This is a genomic window from Streptomyces rishiriensis (assembly GCF_030815485.1).
Taxonomy (GTDB): Bacteria; Actinomycetota; Actinomycetes; order Streptomycetales; family Streptomycetaceae; genus Streptomyces; species Streptomyces rishiriensis_A.
Map to the genome: position 1 here is coordinate 3,570,696 of NZ_JAUSWV010000002.1, position 19,117 is coordinate 3,589,812.

Consider the following 19,117-nt stretch of genomic DNA (forward strand, 5'->3'; position numbering starts at 1 on the left):
GCGGCCTGTCCGTGTCCTACCCTTGCCCCAGGTGACTTGGGGGGCGACATGACAATGCCGACGATGCCGACGACGTCGGGCGCGGAGAGACGACTGACGGCCGGCTGGTTCCAGCGGCTCGCCTGGGTGGTCCTGGTGTGGGTCTCGCTGGGCTTTCTGGTCTGGGTGCCCTTCCTCTACGTGGCGGTCCGCCGCGGTCTCTCCTCGGACTGGGTGGCCTTCGGCTCGTTCGCGCTGTACGAGTGCCTGATCCTGCCGTGGGCGGTGATGACGCCCGACGGCGACGGGGACGCCTTCTTCGGCATCGCCATCCTGGTGACCCTGCTGACCGCGACGGTGCTGCTGCTGACCGCGGTGTTCGACAAGAAGCCGCCGGCCGCGCAGCCTGCGTACGGCGCGGTCATGGCCTCCCAGAGTCAGCCGTATCAGCAGGGCTACCCCTACGGGCGTTAGCCGCCGCGGTCCGAGCGCTTCGGGCGCGACGCGCGAAGTCGCCCCTGGCACCGCCATCGGCGACATCGCACGCCCCTCTCACAGGGGGTGCCGCATCCACACGCCGTAGTGCGCGTTGCCCACCGGGTCCTGGGTCGCGAACTCCGGCCAGGTGTCGGGCATGTCCCGCACCGGGCCGAGCATGTCGGGACGGTCGGCGAGGCTGGACACCTTCAGTTCCATACGGGTCACGGTAGGCGGGGGAGCACGGCGGCGGGACGGCATTTCGGGCGGCTTCGGATGCCTCGGCGGCCCGGCATCCGCTGCGGGCCCGCCGTGGAGGCCGCCGTGGAGACCGCCGCCGCCGTACCGATGCGGTCAGTCCGCGTGGAAACGCTCCGGCGCCTTCGTGGGGTTGCCCCCGGTGGGGAGTTTCTGGGCGGGGCAGGTCTCCAGGACCTTCTCCATCGCGGACTTCTCCGCCGCGGTGACCCACAGTTCGTACTTCTTCTTCACGGCGACCTGTGCCGCGACATAGGTGCACCGGTAGGCCTTGTTGGGCGGCAGCCAGGTCGCCGTGTCGCCGTCCCCCTTGGAGCGGTTGGTGCTCGCGTCGACGGCCAGCAGGTTGAGCGGATCGTTGGCGAGAGCTATGCGCTTGCCGGCGTCCCAGTACTTGGCGCCCTTCTGCCAGGCGTCGGACAGGGCGACGACATGGTCGATGTCCACCTTGCTGCTGCCACGGCGGTACGTCACGTCCTTCCCGGAGTACGGGTCCGACTCCAGCACGCCGTACGACACTTTGCACGCGCCGCTGGTGAACTTCACCTCCTCCAGATCGCGCTTGAGGATGTCGTCGCGGGTGTCGCAGGAGTTCGAGTCCGTGTCCGCCCAGGCGGAGCCGAACTTCTCCCGGTCGTAGCCGGTCTTGGGCGCCCGCCCCTTCACCGTCAGCGCCTCGGCCGCCGCGAGGGCCGCTCCGCCGCTCCCCGCTCCGCCGCCCGCCGTCGCTCCCGCACCACCGGAGGCCGCACCGGAACCGGAGTCCGAGCCCGTGACCTGCTCCTTGCATCCGGCCACCGTCACGGCACACATCAGCACGGCGGCGACCGCCGCCCCGCCCCTCAGACGCTTCACGCGCCCCTCCCCTGCCTGCCCGACACCACCCCGCACAGGGCGCTTTCCCCTGACGGGCACTGGCACACACCGTAGCGAGGGGGCGCTCGGAGGCGGTCGGGAGGTCCAGACCACAACCCACTCAAGTGGGCATCTCGTACTTGTCGGGAATATCGTCGGTGGAGAGTCACCTCCGGAAGGAGCTCTGGATGGGCATCCTCGACAGGTTCAAGAGCAACAAGACGGCACAGGACAAGGCCAGGAAGATGTCCGACGCCGCGGAGCAGAAGGCGAACGAGAGGACGGGCAACAAGTACGAGTCCCAGGTCGACTCCGGGCAGCAGCAGTTGCACGAACGGCTCGGCATGGACGAGGAACGGCCCGAACAGCCCTAGCCGCAACCCGCGGAGCGACCCGGACCGGCCGCCGACCGACCGGCCGCAGCCGGGTCCGAAGCCTCATGGGCCCGAAGACTCACGGGTCCGAAGACTCACGGGTCCGAAGTCTCGATGGCGCAAGCCACATGGACCCCGAACCTCGTGGTCCCGAAACTTCATGGGCCGCTAGCCTCACGGGCACGAAGTTCCATGGACGCCAAGCCTCACGGGCACGAAGTCCCGTGGGCCCGCGCTTCACAGGCCCGAAGCCTCGATGGGGGCCGAGCCATCGACATCACCCGGCACCCGGAGCCGCCCGCGTGGAGCGATCCGCTGCGGGCGGCTTCACCCCTGTCGCCCCGGGACGGCCGCGGAACTCAGACCTTCCCGATGCCGAGCGTGTTCTCCGAGGGCAGCAGGCCGGATCCCAGTACCGCGACCCAGTAGTCGCCGAGGAGCGCGGCCAGGCGTTCCGTGAACTCCGGGCCGAGAGCCTGCCAGGGGCCGAGGGCCATCCGGTCGGTGTCCTCTTCGACGCGGCGGCGCAGATCACGGCCCGCGTCCGTCGCCGTGCCGTCCGCCTCGAGCAGGCCTCTGGCCGCCAGCCGCTCACTCGCCGCCGCCCACTCCTCGTGGGTCCAGCCGCGGCTCGCGAAGCGCTCGCCGGACGCGGCGCCTATCGCCGCGAAGGACACCAGCGATTCGGCCGGGTCGAGGTCGGCGAGGAGCAGGGCGGCGAGGTGGCCGTCACCACGGTGCTCGCGCAGGACGGTCGCCGCCTGCCAGAGCTGGAGGTGGGGCTCGCGCGGCCACTCCAGCGCGGCGTTGGCCGCGGCGAGCGGGCGCCCCGCCGTGCCGGCCGCCTCGGCCGCGCGGCGGGCGAGAGCGGCGGCCTCGGCCAGCTCGGGACTGTCCACCAGGTCGCCGAAGAGCGTGCGGTACAGCCGGTCGACGCCTCGCAGTCTCGCCGCCAGGACGGCTTCGGGGCCGGCGACCTTCCAGGCGTCCCCGACGTACCGGGCGACCATGCCGGGCTGGAAGCTGTAGAAGGCGGAGGCCACCGCCTCGGCGCCCACCGGGCCCAACGGGGCGGCACGGAACGGGAAGTAGCTCTCCCAGCGTTCTTCGGTCGGATAACCGAGCGCGCGGGCCTCCTCGAAGGCCTCCGGCGCGTAGTACAGCACCGCGTGCAGCGGTTCCAGCAGATGCCAGAGCCTGCGCGCCTGAGCCGGCGCGACCGGTTCGCCCCGCCCGCTCCGCTCGCCCCGCCCGGCCTGTTCGGCTGCTCGGCGCTCATGACTGTCGGACATGCCGCCTCCCCCTCGTCGCGTTCGGACATCGACCACAACTTGTCACTGACTAGATTGCCCGCCCGGGGCGAACTTGTCAATGTCTAGATGCCGCGTACGCTGCTGTCCATGAACGACCGCCCCTACCACCACGGTGACCTGCGGCGCGCCGTCCTGGTCGCCGCCCTCGACGTCATCGCGACCGACGGCCCCGCCGGACTGAGCCTGCGCGACCTGGCCCGCCGCGCAGGTGTCTCGCACGCGGCTCCGGCCCACCACTTCCGCGACCGCACCGGTCTGCTGACGGCGATCGCCGCGGAAGGACACGGACTGCTGGCCGCGGCGCTCACGGAGGCGACGGATCTGCGGGACGCGGGCGCGCGCTACGTCCGCTTCGCGCGCGAACACCCGGCGCACTTCCAGGTGATGTTCTCGCCCGAGCTGCTGCGCGCCGACGACCTTGAGCTGACCACGGCCCGCGCCCTGTCCGCCGCCGCCCTGACCGACGCCGTCACCACCGGTGCGCCCGCCGGGGACGGCCCGGACGCGCGGCTGGCCCGTATCGCCGTCTGGTCCCTCGCCCACGGCTTCGCCACGCTGCTGCTCGGCCACAACCTCGACGGCCTCCTGGACGGCGAGGACCCGGAGGCGGTGCTCCGCGCCCTGCCGATGATGCTGACGCCCCCGGCCTGAGCGCGGCGGGCCGCCGGCGGACGGATCCGACCGGTGGCCCGCGAACGACCGCGCCCTACGAGCCCAGCACCGACGCCAGCAACTCACCCACCCAGCCCAGCAGTTCGCGCCCGACCAGCGGCTTGCCGCCGACCTTCGCGGTCTTCGGGCGGGGCACCAGGATCTGGTGCGCGGCCGGCTTGATGACGGTCCCGGGGTAGAGCCGCTTCAGGCGCAGCTCCTGCGACTCGCGCAACTCCACCGGGGCGAAGCGGATGTTGGCGCCCTGGAGCACGATGTCGCCGACGCCGCACGCGCGTGCCAGCATCCGCAGCCCCGCCACCAGCAGCAGGTTCTCCACCGGTTCCGGCAACTTGCCGTAGCGGTCGACGAGTTCCTCGCGGACCGCCTTGACGTCCTCCTCCGAGTTGGCGGAGGCGATGGACCGGTAGGCCTGGAGGCGCAGCCGCTCGCCGGGCGCGTAGTCGTGCGGGACGTGCGCGTCGACGGGCAGCTCGATCCTGACCTCGAGCGGCGGCTCCTCCTCGACCCCGCCGGACTCCAGCTGACGCCGGTAGTCCGCGACCGCCTCGCCGACCATCCGGACGTACAGGTCGAAGCCGACGCCCGCGATGTGGCCGGACTGTTCGCCGCCGAGCAGGTTTCCGGCGCCCCGGATCTCCAGGTCCTTCATGGCCACGTACATGCCCGCGCCCATCTCGGTGTGCTGGGCGATCGTGGCGAGACGCTCGTGGGCGGTCTCCGTGAGGGGCTTCTCCGGGGGGTAGAGGAAGTAGGCGTAGCCGCGTTCGCGCCCTCGTCCGACCCGACCGCGCAGCTGGTGCAGCTGGGACAGGCCGAAGGTGTCCCCGCGCTCCACGATCAGCGTGTTCGCGTTGGAGATGTCGATGCCGGACTCGACGATCGTCGTCGAGACGAGCACATCGAACTTCTTCTCCCAGAAGTCGACGACGACCTGCTCCAGCGCCGTCTCCGACATCTGGCCGTGCGCGGTGGCGATGCGCGCCTCGGGCACGATCTCGCGCAGCCGCGCCGCCGCGCGGTCGATCGACTCGACCCGGTTGTGGATGTAGAAGACCTGGCCCTCGCGCAGCAGTTCGCGGCGGATGGCGGCGCCGATCTGCCGCTGCTCGTAGGGGCCGACGAAAGTGAGCACCGGGTGGCGCTCCTCCGGGGGCGTGGTGATCGTCGACATCTCGCGGATGCCCGTCACCGCCATCTCCAGGGTCCTGGGGATGGGGGTCGCCGACATCGTCAGGACGTCCACGTTCGCGCGCAGCTTCTTCAGCTGCTCCTTGTGCTCGACGCCGAAGCGCTGCTCCTCGTCGACGATGACCAGGCCGAGGTCCTTGAACTTCGTCTCGGAGGAGAACAGGCGGTGGGTGCCGATGACGATGTCCACCGCGCCCTCGCGCAGCCCCTCCAGCGTGGCCTTCGCCTCCGTGTCCGTCTGGAAGCGGGACAGCGCCCTGACGTTGACCGGGAACTGCGCGTACCGCTCGCTGAACGTGCCGAAGTGCTGCTGCACGAGAAGGGTGGTGGGCACGAGCACGGCGACCTGCTTGCCGTCCTGGACGGCCTTGAAGGCGGCCCGGACGGCGATCTCCGTCTTGCCGTAGCCGACGTCGCCGCAGATCAGGCGGTCCATGGGGACCGTCTTCTCCATGTCGTCCTTGACTTCGGCGATGGTGGTGAGCTGGTCGGGCGTCTCCACGTAGGGGAAGGCGTCCTCCAGCTCGCGCTGCCAGGGGGTGTCCGTGCCGAAGGCGTGACCGGGGGCCGCCATCCGCGCGCTGTACAGCTTGATCAGGTCGGCGGCGATCTCCTTGACCGCCTTCTTCGCGCGCGCCTTGGTCTTCGTCCAGTCGGCGCCGCCGAGGCGGTGCAGGGTGGGCGCCTCACCGCCGACGTACTTGGTGATCTGCTCCAGCTGGTCGGTGGGGATGTAGAGGCGGTCGCCGGGCTGGCCGCGCTTGGCGGGCGCGTACTCCACGACCAGGTACTCGCGTGTGGCGCCCTGGACCGTGCGCTGCGCCATCTCGATGTAGCGGCCCACACCGTGCTGCTCGTGGACGATGTAGTCGCCCGCCTCCAGGGTGAGCGGGTCGATGGTCTTCCGGCGGCGCGCGGGCATCCGGGCGCCGTCCTTGCCGGCCGCCTTCTGGCCCGACAGGTCGGTCTCCGTGAGCACGGCGAGGCGCAGCGCCGGATCGACGAAGCCGTAGTCGATCGAGCCGCAGGAGACGTGCACCACGGAGGGACCGAGATCGGTCAGGTCGGCGTCCAGGCGGGCCGCCACGCCCTCACCGCCGAGCACCTCGACCGTGCGGGCCGCCGGGCCGTGCGCCTCGGTGACGAAGGCGACCCGCCAGCCGTCGGCCAGCCAGCCCTTGGTGTCGGCCAGCGCCTTCGCGGTGTCCCCCCGGTAGGTCTCGGGGGCGTGCATGCCGAGCTTCAGCGTGCCGGCGTCCAGCTCCTCGTCGGCCGCGAACGGTGACACCGACCACCACATCATGTCCAGCTCGCGCGCGTGGTCACGGACGTCCGCGATGGACCACAGGGAGGCCGCGCCGACGTCGATGGGTGCCTCGCCGCCGCCGGCGGTGGCCGCCCAGGAGGCGTGCAGGAACTCCTGGGACGTGGCCACGAGGTCGGTGGCACGCGTGCGTACCCGCTCCGGGTCGCAGACGACGGCCATCGCGCCCTTGGGCAGGACGTCGATCAGCAGCTCCATGTCGTCGACCAGCACCGGGGCCAGGGACTCCATGCCCTCGACCGCGATGCCCTCGGCGATCCTGCCGAGCAGGTCGCCCAGCTCGGGGTGCTCCTCGGCGAGGGCACGCGCACGCGTGCGCACGTCTTCCGTCAACAGCAGTTCACGGCACGGCGGGGCCCACAGGCCGTGCTCGGCGACTTCCAGGGAGCGCTGGTCGGCGACCTTGAAGTAGCGGATCTCCTCGACGTCGTCGCCCCAGAACTCGACGCGCAGCGGGTGTTCCTCGGTGGGCGGGAACACGTCCAGGATGCCGCCACGTACGGCGAACTCGCCCCGCTTCTCGACGAGCTCCACGCGCGCGTAGGCGGCCGCGGCGAGGGCTTCGACGATCTCGTTCAGGTCAGCCGTACGGCCGGTGCGCAGGGCCACGGGCTCCAGGTCGCCGAGGCCCTTGACCTGCGGCTGGAGCACCGAGCGGACCGGTGCCACGACGACCGAGACGGGACCGGTCTCCGGGTCGTCGGGGCGCGGGTGGGCCAGGCGGCGCAGCACGGCGAGGCGCCGGCCCACGGTGTCGCTGCGCGGGCTGAGGCGCTCGTGCGGGAGCGTCTCCCAGGAGGGGTACTCCACGACGCCGTCCGGTGGGAGCAGCGAGCGCAGGGCGGCGGCCAGGTCCTCGGCCTCGCGCCCGGTTGCCGTCACCGCGAGGACCGTGCGGCCGGTCTCGCGGGCGAGGGCGGCGATGGCGAAGGGGCGGGCCGCCGGGGGGCCGACCAGGTCGACGTGCATGCGGTTGCCGTCGGCGGCCGCGGGGATCGCTTCCGAGAGGGCGGTGTCCTTGACGACGGCGTCGAGCAGACCGTGCAGGCTCATGGAGGGCTGGGCTTTCCGTCCGAGGGGCCGGGGTGCGTCCGGGGGCGGGCGTACCGGGGTCCGGGGTGGGCAACGCGAAGGGCCCGACGCGTGTCACGGGCCGGGGGTGTCCAGCGTACGTCGGGGCGGGGTTGTTCGCCGGGGGCTGTGGACAACCCGGGGGGCGGCGGAGGCCGCGCAGGACTCTCCTCACCCCAGCCGCCCCTTCACTCAACGAACCCGGGGCCGGCGCCCCCGGGCCCCTGCTTCGGCCCCGGAACCCCGCTTCGGCCCCGGAGGGGGCTCGTCCTCGGACTCCCCCAGGGGCACCCCGGACGGGCCGAAAGCACGCGAGGGCCCGGCACCGAGAAGACCCCCGTTCTTCTCGGTGCCGGGCCGGTTCGGGTGGCGCTACTCCGTCGCGATCGCGTTCAGGACGTTCATGCGGCCCGCGCGGAACGCCGGGATCAGTGCGGCGAACAGGCCCACGAAGGCGGAGCCGATGAACACGCCGATGATCGTCGGCCACGGAATCTCGAGAACGTTCAGGCCCTGGAGGGCGAGGAGCTGCTGGGCGGTGGCCCCCCAGCCCATGCCCAGGCCGAGGCCGAGGAGCGCGCCGAAGAGGGCGATGACGACCGACTCCATGCGGATCATGCGGCGCAGCTGGCGGCGGGAGAGGCCGATCGCCCGCATCAGGCCGATCTCCCTCGTGCGCTCGACCACCGACAGGGCGAGGGTGTTCACCACGCCCAGCACCGCGACGATGATCGCGAGGGCGAGCAGGCCGTAGATCAGGTTCAGCAGCTGGCCGATCTGGTCCTTGAGCTCCTGCTTGTAGTCGGTCTGGTCCCGGACGGTGTACTGCGGGTAGTCGTGCAGCGCCGTCTTCAGGGACGTGTACGCGGCGTCCTGCTGCCCGTCCTTCGCCGTGGCGAAGACCAGCGTGTCGAGCGGCAGCTTGTCGGCCGGAACGTACTTCTTGAGGGTGTCGATGGACGTGTACATCGCGCCCTGGTCGATGACGGCGTCGCTACTGGTGATCGCGCGGACCGTCAGCCGGGCCGTGGAACCGTTCTCGAAGGCCACGGCGATCTTGGAACCGAGGGTGACCTTGTGGTCCTCGGCGAACTTCTCGTGGACGGACATCGAGTCGGGACGGTAGGCGTCGGCGAGGTTGCCGGCGACGGTCTCGACGCGCAGGTCGGTCGCGTAGGTCGGGTCGGCCGCCGTGATCGCCGTCTTGTCGAGCCGCTTGCCGTCCGGCGTGGTGAAGTCGGCCTCGGTCCACTTGTACTCGGTGACCCGCTCGAGGCCGGGCGTCGACTTCACGGCCTGCACCGCCTGCGGGGTCATCAGCTGACCGCCGTCACTCTGGATGATGAAGTCCGTGCCGACGCTCTTGTCGAGCTCCTCCGTGGCGGAGGCGACCATGGAGGAGCCGACCACCGACAGACAGGCGACCAGCGCGAGGCCGATCATCAGGGCCGCGCCCGTGGCGCCGGTACGGCGCGGGTTGCGCAGCGCGTTGCGCTCCGCCATCCGTCCGACCGGTCCGAAGGCCCGCAGCACGATCGCGCCGAGCACCCGGACCACCACGCCGGCCAGCAGCGGGCCGATCACCACGAAGCCGATGAGGCTCAGCACCACGCCCAGGCCCAGCCAGAGCGAGCCCTCTGCGGCCTTGTCGGCGGCGGAGGCGAGGTAGAGGCCGAAGCCGCCGGCGCCGGTGAGGAGCAGGCCGATGACGGCCCGTACGGCGCTCGCCTTGGCGTCGGCGGGGGCGCCGGCGTCGCGCAGCGCGGCCATCGGGGAGACCTTGCCGGCCCGGCGGGCCGGGAGGTAGGCCGCGAGCACCGTGACGACGATGCCGAGGACCATGCCGACCACCGGGGTCGTCCAGGCGACCGTCAGGTCGTCCGTGGACAGGTTCATGCCGGTCATGCCCATGAGCTTCATCAGGCCGACCGCGATGCCGACGCCCGCGCCGACGCCGAGGAGCGAGCCGACCACGCCGAGCAGCAGGGCCTCCGCGAGCACCGACCGGTTGACCTGCTTGCGGCTGGAGCCGATGGCCCGCATCAGGCCGATCTCCCGGGTGCGCTGCGCGACCAGCATGGAGAAGGTGTTGATGATCAGGAAGATGCCGACGAGGAAGGCGATCCCGGCGAAACCGAGCATCGCGTACTTCATCACGTCCAGGAAGCCTCCGACGCTCTCTCGGTTGGCGTCGGCGGTCTCCTTGGCGGTCTGCACCTTGTAGTCGGCGCCGATCTCGGCCGCCACGTTCTTCTTCAGCTGGGCGTCGCTCACGCCGGACGCGGCCGTCACATTGACGTTCGTGTAGACGTTCGACTCGCCGACCAGGGTTTCCTGGGCGGTCTTCGTGTCCAGGTAGAAGATCGCCGCGCCGGGGTTGGTGACCTGGAAGGCGGCGATGCCGGAGACCTTCGCGGTGTGCGTGCCGACCGCGGTGATCACGCCGATCTCGTCGCCGAGCTTCAGGTGGTGCTTGTCGGCGGTGTCCGCGTCCACCATCACCTGGTCGGAGCCCTTGGGCGCCGCACCTTCGGTGATCTCCATGGTGCGGGCGTCGTTGCCGTTCCAGTTGCCGACGATGGTGGGCGCGCCGCTGGTGGGCGACAGGCTGTCCTTGTCGGCGTCGACGACGGTCGCGGAGGTCGAGAAGACGGTCCCCTCCGCCGACTTCACCCCGTCCGCCTTGCGGACCGCACCGAGCACGGAGGCCGGCATGACCGGCGGCTTGCCGTTGTCGGACGTCGTCTCGCCGGTGTCCGAGGCGCCCTTCGCGCTCACCGTCACATCGGAGGAGGTGCTGGCGAAGAGCTTGTCGAAGGTGGTGTTCATCGTGTCGGTGAAGACGAGCGTCCCGCAGACGAACGCCACCGACAGCAGGACCGCCACGGCCGACAGGGCCATGCGTCCCTTGTGCGCGTAGAAGTTGCGCATCGAGGTCTTCATGACGGTCATGACGTACGCCCCCGCGCGTCGAAGTCCTTCATCCGGTCCAGGACGGTCTCTGCGGTCGGCTTGACCATCTCGTCGACGATCCGGCCGTCCGCCAGGTACAGCACCCGGTCCGCGTAGGAGGCGGCCACCGGGTCGTGCGTGACCATCACGATGGTCTGGCCCAGTTCGTCCACCGAACGGCGCAGGAAGCCCAGGACCTCGGCGCCCGCGCGGGAGTCGAGGTTTCCGGTCGGCTCGTCGCCGAAGATGATCTCCGGGCGGGCCGCGAGGGCGCGGGCCACGGCGACGCGCTGCTGCTGGCCGCCGGAGAGCTGGGTGGGCCGGTGCCTGAGCCGGTCGGCGAGCCCGACGGTCTCCACGACCTGGTTCAGCCACGCCTTGTCCGGCTTGCGGCCGGCGATGTCCATCGGCAGCGTGATGTTCTCCAGTGCGTTGAGCGTGGGCAGCAGGTTGAACGCCTGGAAGATGAACCCGATCCGGTCCCGGCGCAGTTTGGTGAGCTTCTTGTCCTTGAGCCCGGTGATCTCGGTCTCGTCCAGGTAGATCTGCCCGGACGAGACGGTGTCGAGACCGGCGAGGCAGTGCATCAGCGTGGACTTGCCGGACCCCGAGGGGCCCATGATCGCGGTGAACCGACCGCGGTCGATGTCCACGTCGACGTGGTCCAGGGCGACGACACGGGTCTCACCGGATCCGTACGCCTTGACGACCTGGCGCGCTCGCGCGGCTACGGCCGTACGCCCTCCAGTGCCCCCGTGCCTGGGAATGGTCACAGCCGAAGTCACGGTAAGTCTCCTATGTCGGTGTCAGAAAGCGAATGGGCAGCGCATCGGACGATCAAGGGATGGTGCGAGGCGCTACGTGGAAGAGTCTGTCGGCGGAAGGGGGTCCCTCGCGCTGGTGCTCGGGCCCGTCTTTCCGGGGGGGGGTTAACCCCACCTCCCGGAAGTGGTGCCGGCCGCCCCCCAGCGGCGTAAAGCCAGGTTAAGGACGGGACCCGGCCCATCTCCTCCTCCGGCAGTACGAACCCTCCCCCAGCCCTGGTGGGGAGGGACCCCTAGGGGCCGTCCACCGCGGGGTGGAGAGGCCCTGAGGGTCGGCTCCACCCTTCGGCCCGGTCAGGCTCCACCCTCCCGCGACGCGAGGGTCAAGTGGGAAGCTGATCCCCGGCAGTTGGATGCAAGGGGCACGAAAGATACGGGGAGGGCATCAGGTGGGGGACATCCGACCGGCGACACGCGAGGCCGCGCCGCCGGCCGCACCGCACCGACGGCGAGCGGTCGTCGCCGCCCTCATGCTCTCCATGGCGCTGGCCGCCCTCGACTCGACCGTGGTCTCCACGGCCGTCCCGCAGATCGTCGGCGACCTGGGCGGGTTCTCGGTCTTCTCCTGGCTGTTCTCCGGCTATCTGCTCGCCGTGACGGTCACCCTGCCCGTCTACGGCAAGCTGTCCGACACCTTCGGCCGCAAGCCGGTGCTGGTCGTCGGGGCGGTCCTCTTCCTGCTCGGCTCACTGCTGTGCGCCCTGGCCTGGAACATGGGAGCGCTGATCGCGTTCCGCATCGTGCAGGGTCTGGGCGGCGGGGCGCTGCAAGGCACGGTGCAGACGCTCGCCGCCGACCTGTATCCCCTGAAGGAGCGGCCGAAGATCCAGTCGAAACTGTCCACGGTGTGGGCGGTCTCGGCGATCGCGGGGCCCGGCCTGGGCGGGGTCCTGGCCGCCTACGCGGACTGGCGCTGGATCTTCCTCATCAACCTGCCGATCGGAGCGGTGGCGTTGTGGCTGATCGTCCGTCACCTGCACGAGCCGCAGCGGCAGTCGTCGACACCCGGTGAGGCGCCACCCGCACGCGCGCGTGCGGGTGGCGCCTCGCGGGCACGCGCGCGTGTCGACTGGGCGGGCGCGCTGGCCGTGTTCGCGTGCGGCGGGGTGCTGCTGACCGCGCTGGTGCAGGGCGGAGTCGCGTGGCCGTGGCTGTCGGGGCCCTCACTGGCCCTGTTCGGTACCGGTCTCGCGCTGGCCGGGCTCGTCGTCGTCATCGAACGCCGGGCCGCGGAACCGATCATCCCCGGCTGGGTGTGGCGCCGCCGCACGATCGCGGCGGTCAACCTCGCACTGGGCGCGCTGGGTCTGCTGATGGTGGCCCCGACGGTGTTCCTGCCGACGTACGCCCAGTCGGTGCTGGGCCTGGAACCGGTGACCGCCGGGTTCGTCCTGTCCGTCTGGACCCTGAGCTGGCCGCTCTCCGCGGCCCTCAGCCAGCACGTCTACCGGCGCATCGGCTTCCGGGACACGGCGCTGCTGGGCATCGGCGCGGCGACGCTGATCCTCCTCGCGTTCCCGTTCCTGCCCTATCCCGGCGAGGCCTGGCAGCCGGCCCTGCTGATGCTGGTGCTCGGCGCCGCGCTGGGCCTCTTCCAGCTCCCGCTGCTGATCGGTGTGCAGTCGACGGTGGGCTGGTCGGAACGCGGCACCACGACCGCGTCCGTGCTGTTCTGCCGTCAGAGCGGGCAGACGATCGGCGCGTCGGTGTTCGGCGCGGTCGCCAACGGGGTGCTGGCGGCCCGGCTGGGCGGCGCGGGCGACCTGGACTCCGTCACCCGCTCCCTCGCCGCCGGCACGGCGCCCGAGGCGGTCCGGGACGCCGTCGCGAGCGCCGTGCACGCCGTCTATCTGGGCGCGGCCTGCGCGGCGGCACTCGCCTTCCTGGTGCTGCTGTGCGTGGCCCCACGACGGTTTCCGGTCCTGCAGGACTGACTGGGCGGCGGGACGGCGGGACGGCGGGGCTACAAGCCGACGGGCTGACCTGCTGACCGCCCGACGGGCCAGGGGGCCGTCTGGCCGCCTCCCTCGGGGGATGACCGTCGGCCGACCGGCCGACCTGCGGGACGACGGGCCGACGGGCCGACGGGCCCCACGCGGCCCCTGTGAGGAGACCGCCGGACAACCCGCGGGGGCCGACACGAAAGCCACACGAGAGCACCACAGATGTGGGGTTATCGCGGGTAACACCCCAGGTCAGACAGCATTTCGTGCAGTAAGCGCATACCGACCGCCCAGTTTGGGGAAAACCCTTCGCAGTCGGCGTACTCCCGAGTAACGTGCGTCCCTCGCACCACTCCCCCACTCCCTGCGGTCCGCCGCCACGGACCCGAGCCACGCAAGGAGCACGGGATGTCACACGACCCGTCACACCCCGGCCCGACCTATCCATGGCAGCCGCCACCCCGGCCGCCCGAGCCACCTCGGCGACGGCCGGCCGACCACGCCCCGCTCGGGCGCCACAGCGACCTGCGGCTCCTGCGCGGCGCCTACCGCCGCCAGCGGCGGGTGGCCACACTCACCGCGCTCGGCTACTTCGTCGTCTTCCTGATCCTGTCGGCGTTCGCGCCGTCCCTGATGACCTACAGGGTCGCCACCGGCCTTCCCGCGGGACTGCTGCTCGCCCTGCTCCAACTCCCGGTCACCTTCCTTGCGATCGCCCTGTACGAGCGGACCGCCCGCCGTCACGTGGACCCGCTCGCGGAGCGCATCCGCAAACTCTCCGAGATCGACGCCAAGCGGGACGCGCGCGCAACCCGCACCAGGGAGGCCGGACGATGACGGAGTTCAGCGACGACGCCCAGACGATGTCCCTCGTCGCGTTCACCGCGATCGCCACGATCACCCTGCTGCTGTGCGTGATGACCGGCCCCGACCGCGACGACCTCGCCGAGTTCTACACCGGCTACCGCTCCCTCTCCCCGCTGCGCAACGGCCTGGCCATCGCGGGGGACTACATCTCGGCGGCCACCGTCCTGGGCACCGGCGGGGTGATCGCCCTGTGCGGTTACGACGGTGTCGTCCTCGCCCTCAGCACGGCCCTCTCCCTGATGCTGCTGATGTTCCTGCTGGCCGAACCGCTGCGCAACGCGGGCCGCTTCACCATGGGCGACGCGCTGGCCCGCCGTATGCCGGGGCGCGCGGTGCGCATCACGGCGTGCGCGGTCACGCTCGCCGCGCTGCTGCCGATGATGCTCGTGCAACTCGCCGGCACCGGCCAGCTGCTCGCCTTCATCCTGGGGTTCTCCGGCGACTCGGTGAAGACGGGCTGTGTCGTCTGCATGGGTGCGCTGATGATCAGCTACGCGGCGATCGGCGGCATGAAGGGCACCGCCCTCATCCAGATGCTGAAGATCGTGATGCTGCTCGGCTCCGGCACGGTCATCGCCGTGCTCGTCCTCTACCGCTTCGACTGGAACCCGGGCACCCTCTTCGACGCGGCCGCCGAGGGCAGCGGGGTCGGCGACGCCTTCCTGCACTCGGGGCTGGAGTTCGCCGGCGGCCCCTTCCCCCGCGTCGACATGATCACCGCCCAGTTGTCGGTCGTGCTGGGCGGCGCCTGCCTGCCGCACATCACCATGCGCATGTACACCGCCTCCAGCGCCCGCCAGGTACGCCGGTCGATGTCCTGGGCGGTCTCCGGCGTCGCGCTGTTCGTGCTGGTCATGACGGTCGTCGGCTTCGGCGCCACGGCGATCGTCGGCCGTGCGGTGATCGCGCAGGCGGACCCGCAGGGCAACACCGCCTACCTGCTGGGCTCCCGGGCCGCCTTCGGCCGCGAGGTGTCCACGGCCGAGACCCTGCTGTTCACGACGGTCACCACGGCGATCTTCCTCACCGTGCTCGCCTCGGTCGCCGGCATGATCCTCGCCTGCGCCAACTCCCTCGCCCACGACGTCTTCGCGGCACGCGACCCGCGCATGTCGGCGCGCCGCGAGATGCTCCTGGCCCGGCTGTCCGCGCTGGCCGTCGGCGTCCCCACGATCCTGCTGGCCGCCCAGGTCCAGCACCGCAGCCTCCAGCCCCTGGTCACCCTCTCCTTCTGCCTCGGCGCCTCGGCGCTCGCCCCCGCCCTCGTCTACAGCCTCTTCTGGCGCCGCTACACCCGGACGGGCCTGCTGGCCACCCTGATCGGCGGCACCCTGTCCGTGCTGCTCCTCATGCCGGGCACCAACCTGGTCTCGGGGTCGCCCGTCTCCGCCTTCCCCGAGGCCGACTTCAACTGGTTCCCCTTCACCACCACCGGCATCGTCACCGTCCCCCTGGGCTTCGCCTTCGGCTGGCTGGGCACGGTGGTCTCGGGCCGCCGCAAGGCGGAGGAGCAGCGCCGCGAGTACGAAGCGGTGGAGGGCTGGATCCTGGCGGGCGCGGTGCGCAGGCAGGGATGAGCGCGGGCGGCCCGGGCGGCCCGGGCGGCCCCCGGCAGGCCGCCTGACGCCGCTGGGTGCGACCCGCCCTCGGGACGCCGGTCGGTGCGGCCCGCCCCCAGGGCGCCGGTGGGTGCGGCCCGTCTCGGGACGGCGGTCAGTGCGGTCGGCGCCCCGACGGCGGTCGGTGCGGCCCGCGCTCCGACGGCGGTCAGTGCGGTCGGCGCAGCCCGGCGACGAGGAGTCCGACCAGTCGGCGCGGGTCGTAGCGGGGATCGTTGTCTGCGCCGATGCACAGGTTGCCGACGCCCCGCATGACCTCGTAGGCCTGGAGGCCGGACCGGATCTCACCCGAGGCGACCGCGGCGTCGAGCAGGCTGCCGCACACGGGTACGAGGCGGTCGAGGAAGTACGCGTGCAGCGCCTCGAAGCCCGAGCTGTCGGACTGGAGCACGGCGGCGAGTCCGTGCTTGGTGACCAGGAAGTCGACGAAGAGGTCGATCCATCGCCCCAGCGCCGTGTACGGGGTGGGGCCTTGCGCCAGCAGGGCCGGACCCGCTTCGGCACACGCGTCGACCTGGTGCCGGTAGACGGCGATGATGAGGTCCGCCCGCGTCGGGAAGTGGCGGTAGATCGTGGCCGTGCCGACGCCGGCCCTGGCGGCGATGTCACGCACCGGCGCTTCCACGCCCGCCGTGACGAAGATCGCGGCGGCCGCGTCGAGCAGCGTCTCCTTGTTGCGCCGGGCGTCCGCCCGCTGGGGCCGGGCCGTGTGCCCCGCGTCCCCGTCGCCGTCGTTCACCGCGCCACCCTCTCCTCCGCCTGCTCGCCCACCGCCCGGTCCGCTGTTGTCCGACCGGCCAGTCACGCACCGGGTTGCTAAACGGGACGACGTTCCATATGTTCAAACGGAACACGGTTCCGTTTGCTCATCATGCCAGAGCGGCGGCCCCGTGACCAAGTCACGCACGCGTGCGTCACCACGCCTCATCCTCACGAAGGAGACAACAGTCATGCAGTACCGCACGTTGGGCCGCACCGGTGTGCAGGTCAGTTCGCTCGCGCTCGGCGCGATGAACTTCGGCAGGATCGGGCGCACCGGCCAGGATGAGGCCACCGCCCTCGTCGACGCCGCCCTGGAAGCCGGGATCAACCTCATAGACACCGCCGACATGTACAGCGACGGCGAGTCGGAGGAACTTGTCGGCAAGGCCATCGCCGGACGACGCGACGACATCGTGCTGGCCACGAAGGCCGGCATGCCCATGGGCGACGACCCCAACCGGCGGGGCAGCTCACGCCGCTGGCTCGTCACCGAGCTGGACAACAGCCTGCGCCGGCTCGGCGTCGACCACGTCGACCTCTATCAGATCCACCGATGGGACCCGCGCACCAGCGACGAGGAGACGCTCGCGGCGCTGACCGACCTTCAGCGCGCCGGAAAGATCCGCCACTTCGGCTCCTCGACCTTCCCGGCCCACCGCATCGTGCAGGCGCAGTGGGCCGCCCGCGAGCACCACCTGAGCCGCTACGTCACCGAACAGCCCAGCTACTCGATCCTCCAGCGCGGCATCGAGAGCCACGTCCTGCCCGTGACCGAGGAGTACGGGCTCGGCGTCCTGGTGTGGAGCCCACTGGCCTCCGGGTGGCTCACCGGCGCGATCCGCGAGGGCCGGCCCGTCACGACCAGCCGCTCGACCTTCATGCCGGAACGTTTCGACACCTCCGTCCCCGCCAACCGGGCCCGGCTCGACGCCGTCGAGCAACTGGCCGCGGTCGCCGACGAGGCCGGGCTGACCATGATCCAGCTCGCGCTCGGCTTCGTGACCGCGCATCCCGCCGTGACGAGCGCGCTCATCGGCCCCCGCACGCCGGAGCATCTGCGCGCGCAGCTCGCCGCCGCGGACACTGTGCTCTCCGCCGACGTGCTCGACGCGATCGACGCTGTCGTCACGCCGGGCACCGACCTCGCCGCACACGAGAAGTTCGACACCCCGCCCGCCCTGCTCGACCCGTCACTGCGGCGCCGCTGACCGGCCGGGACGACCTCCTCTCAGCGAAGGAAGCGACCCTCACATGTCACCCACCCCCGGTCCCGGGGCCCCGTTTCGGGATCATGACCGCCCCATGCGGGCAGGTCCCGGCCGACCGCGCCGTCGCCGACCCGCCCGGATCCCGGCAAGGTCCCGGCCGACCGCGAGGCCGACGCATGCAGTCAGATCCCGGCAAGGCTCCAGTCGACAGCGCCGCCGTCGAGCGCGGCCGGGTCCGGCGAGGCCCGCGTCGGTTCCCGGTCCGGGTCCGGGTCAGGGCCGGGTCCAGGTCCAGGCCAGGGCCGGGTCCAGGGCCGGGTCCAGGCCAGGGCCGGGTCCAGGGCCGGGTCCAGGCCAGGGCCGGGTCCAGGTCCAGGTCCGGGCCAGGGCCGGGTCCAGGTCCGGGCCAGGGCCGGGTCCAGGTCCGGGCCAGGGCCGGGTCCAGGTCCGGGTCAGGGCGGGGTCCAGGTCCAGGCCAGGGCCGGGTCCGGGTCCGCTTCGGCTCCCGGTGCGGTTCGGCGTCGGGTGCCGGTCCGGCGCTAGTCGACCGCGCGGCCGGTGAGTGCGCTCAGGCTGTTGCGTACGTGGTCCATGTGCGCCTGGACGTCGTCGCGGCGTTCGCCGTGCTCGCGCAGCACCCGCTCGGTCTCGCGGACGGCGCGCTCCTCCCGGGCGCGCGCCTCGGCGAGAAGTTCGGCGGCCCGCGCGTCCGCCTCCTCCTGGCGCAGGCGGGCCGACTCCTCGGCCTCCGCGTACGCCTGCTCGGCCTCGGACAGCGCCGCCTCGGCGCGGGCCAGCGACCGGGCGTGCCGCGCGTCGATGGCGGCGGCCCGTTCGGCCGCCTCGCGCTCCGCCGCGGCCCACCGCTCGGCGTGCGCCTTCTCCTGCTCGGCGAGCATGGCGGCGGTGCGCTGTCGTACCTCGCGCAGGGCGGCCAGTGCCTCGCCCCGGGACTCCTTGACCTCGCGCCGGGTGCCGATGCGCAGTTCGTCGGCCTCGGCGCGGGCCGCGAGCAACCGCTGGCGGGCGCGTTCCTCGGCCTGCGCGCGCAGCGCGTCCGCCTCCTCCTGCGCCGCGCGGCGCAGATCGAGGGCGCACGCCTCGCCGTGCGCGACGTGCTCTCGCGCCTCGCTCCGCGCGTTGACGCGGACCGCCTCCGCCTCTTCCGTCCCGAGCTGGAGAATGCGCCGTGCGCGCTCCCCGAGGGAGTCGTACGTCTGCGGCGCGAGCCGTGCCACCACCTCGCGCAGTTCCTCGGCCTCCGCCTCCATCTCCCTGGCGAGCACCGTGAGCCGGGCGGCCCGTTCCCAGGCGGCGTCCCGGTCGGCGCAGAGGGCGGCGGTGTACGCCTCGACCTGTTCCGGACGGTATCCGCGGCCGCGAACGGTCACGAATCCCGGTGGTGACACCGATGCGCTGCTCATCCTG

15 protein-coding genes are annotated in these 19,117 nt (G+C 71.9%); 7 read left to right on the plus strand and 8 right to left on the minus strand.

What is annotated here, in order from left to right:
• Positions 1-63 precede the first annotated feature (63 nt).
• Positions 64-453 carry a hypothetical protein gene (locus QF030_RS18290; RefSeq protein WP_307163740.1) on the plus strand — a complete coding sequence of 130 codons (390 nt, stop codon included), beginning with the start codon at positions 64-66 and terminating at the stop codon, positions 451-453.
• Between the two features lie 78 nt (positions 454-531).
• Here QF030_RS18290 and QF030_RS18295 read toward each other — a convergent pair whose 3' ends face one another.
• Both QF030_RS18295 and QF030_RS18300 read right to left on the minus strand, forming a co-directional pair.
• Complete coding sequence (locus tag QF030_RS18295) at positions 532-675, minus strand: hypothetical protein (protein WP_307163741.1); 144 nt, start codon at positions 673-675, stop codon at positions 532-534.
• A 135-nt stretch (positions 676-810) separates the two neighbouring features.
• The gene (locus QF030_RS18300; RefSeq protein ID WP_307163742.1) at positions 811-1,569 is read right to left on the minus strand and encodes an HNH endonuclease family protein; all 759 of its coding nucleotides are present in this window, start codon (positions 1,567-1,569) and stop codon (positions 811-813) included.
• Positions 1,570-1,757: 188 nt separating this feature from the next.
• Here QF030_RS18300 and QF030_RS18305 point away from each other — a divergent pair, with 188 nt between their 5' ends.
• Positions 1,758-1,943: an antitoxin gene (locus QF030_RS18305; protein ID WP_307163743.1), complete on the plus strand. Its 186-nt coding sequence runs from the start codon at positions 1,758-1,760 to the stop codon at positions 1,941-1,943.
• A 359-nt stretch (positions 1,944-2,302) separates the two neighbouring features.
• Here the strand turns inward: QF030_RS18305 and QF030_RS18310 are convergent, their stop codons facing one another.
• Complete coding sequence (locus QF030_RS18310; RefSeq protein WP_307163744.1) at positions 2,303-3,235, minus strand: SCO6745 family protein; 933 nt, start codon at positions 3,233-3,235, stop codon at positions 2,303-2,305.
• Positions 3,236-3,343: 108 nt separating this feature from the next.
• Here QF030_RS18310 and QF030_RS18315 point away from each other — a divergent pair, with 108 nt between their 5' ends.
• Positions 3,344-3,907 (plus strand): TetR/AcrR family transcriptional regulator, encoded by a 564-nt coding sequence (locus QF030_RS18315; protein WP_307163745.1) that lies wholly within the window; start codon positions 3,344-3,346, stop codon positions 3,905-3,907.
• Between the two features lie 55 nt (positions 3,908-3,962).
• Here QF030_RS18315 and mfd read toward each other — a convergent pair whose 3' ends face one another.
• From mfd to QF030_RS18330, 3 genes are all read right to left on the minus strand, one after another.
• A complete protein-coding gene (gene mfd / locus QF030_RS18320) occupies positions 3,963-7,496 on the minus strand; it encodes a transcription-repair coupling factor (RefSeq protein ID WP_307163746.1) in 3,534 nt (1,177 codons plus the stop codon).
• Positions 7,497-7,886: 390 nt separating this feature from the next.
• Positions 7,887-10,466, minus strand: coding sequence for an ABC transporter permease (locus tag QF030_RS18325; protein WP_307163747.1), 2,580 nt, complete (start codon positions 10,464-10,466; stop codon positions 7,887-7,889).
• Positions 10,463-11,251, minus strand: coding sequence for an ABC transporter ATP-binding protein (locus QF030_RS18330; RefSeq protein WP_307163748.1), 789 nt, complete (start codon positions 11,249-11,251; stop codon positions 10,463-10,465). Before QF030_RS18330 ends, QF030_RS18325 begins: the two co-directional genes overlap by 4 nt.
• Before the next feature lie 428 nt (positions 11,252-11,679).
• On the opposite strand from QF030_RS18330, the gene QF030_RS18335 reads away from it, so the two are divergent.
• The 3 genes from QF030_RS18335 (at position 11,680) to QF030_RS18345 (ending at position 15,677) form a co-directional block, all read left to right on the plus strand.
• Entirely contained in the window at positions 11,680-13,224 is a 1,545-nt protein-coding gene (locus QF030_RS18335) for an MFS transporter (RefSeq protein ID WP_307163749.1), read from the plus strand.
• 417 nt (positions 13,225-13,641) lie between these two features.
• Entirely contained in the window at positions 13,642-14,070 is a 429-nt protein-coding gene (locus tag QF030_RS18340; protein WP_307163750.1) for a DUF485 domain-containing protein, read from the plus strand.
• Complete coding sequence (locus tag QF030_RS18345) at positions 14,067-15,677, plus strand: sodium/solute symporter (protein WP_307163751.1); 1,611 nt, start codon at positions 14,067-14,069, stop codon at positions 15,675-15,677. The genes QF030_RS18340 and QF030_RS18345 overlap by 4 nt, the downstream gene beginning before the upstream one ends.
• 190 nt (positions 15,678-15,867) lie before the next feature.
• On the opposite strand, the gene QF030_RS18350 is transcribed toward QF030_RS18345, so the two are convergent.
• On the minus strand, positions 15,868-16,458 hold the full coding sequence (locus QF030_RS18350; RefSeq protein WP_307163752.1) for a TetR/AcrR family transcriptional regulator: 591 nt from the start codon (positions 16,456-16,458) through the stop codon (positions 15,868-15,870).
• Positions 16,459-16,669: 211 nt separating this feature from the next.
• On the opposite strand from QF030_RS18350, the gene QF030_RS18355 reads away from it, so the two are divergent.
• A complete protein-coding gene (locus tag QF030_RS18355) occupies positions 16,670-17,689 on the plus strand; it encodes an aldo/keto reductase (RefSeq protein WP_307163753.1) in 1,020 nt (339 codons plus the stop codon).
• Between the two features lie 539 nt (positions 17,690-18,228).
• Here the strand turns inward: QF030_RS18355 and QF030_RS18360 are convergent.
• Entirely contained in the window at positions 18,229-19,113 is an 885-nt protein-coding gene (locus tag QF030_RS18360; RefSeq protein ID WP_307163754.1) for a cellulose-binding protein, read from the minus strand.
• Positions 19,114-19,117 lie beyond the last annotated feature (4 nt).

Coding starts and splice junctions, on each gene's coding strand:
- QF030_RS18315 (WP_307163745.1), top strand. CDS start 3,344: ATGAACGACCGCCCCTACCACCACGGTGACCTGCGGCGCGCCGTCCTG.
- QF030_RS18325 (WP_307163747.1), bottom strand. CDS start 10,466: ATGACCGTCATGAAGACCTCGATGCGCAACTTCTACGCGCACAAGGGA.
- mfd (WP_307163746.1), bottom strand. CDS start 7,496: ATGAGCCTGCACGGTCTGCTCGACGCCGTCGTCAAGGACACCGCCCTC.
- QF030_RS18360 (WP_307163754.1), bottom strand. CDS start 19,113: ATGAGCAGCGCATCGGTGTCACCACCGGGATTCGTGACCGTTCGCGGC.
- QF030_RS18340 (WP_307163750.1), top strand. CDS start 13,642: ATGTCACACGACCCGTCACACCCCGGCCCGACCTATCCATGGCAGCCG.
- QF030_RS18290 (WP_307163740.1), top strand. CDS start 64: ATGCCGACGACGTCGGGCGCGGAGAGACGACTGACGGCCGGCTGGTTC.
- QF030_RS18295 (WP_307163741.1), bottom strand. CDS start 675: ATGGAACTGAAGGTGTCCAGCCTCGCCGACCGTCCCGACATGCTCGGC.
- QF030_RS18305 (WP_307163743.1), top strand. CDS start 1,758: ATGGGCATCCTCGACAGGTTCAAGAGCAACAAGACGGCACAGGACAAG.
- QF030_RS18345 (WP_307163751.1), top strand. CDS start 14,067: ATGACGGAGTTCAGCGACGACGCCCAGACGATGTCCCTCGTCGCGTTC.
- QF030_RS18310 (WP_307163744.1), bottom strand. CDS start 3,235: ATGTCCGACAGTCATGAGCGCCGAGCAGCCGAACAGGCCGGGCGGGGC.
- QF030_RS18355 (WP_307163753.1), top strand. CDS start 16,670: ATGCAGTACCGCACGTTGGGCCGCACCGGTGTGCAGGTCAGTTCGCTC.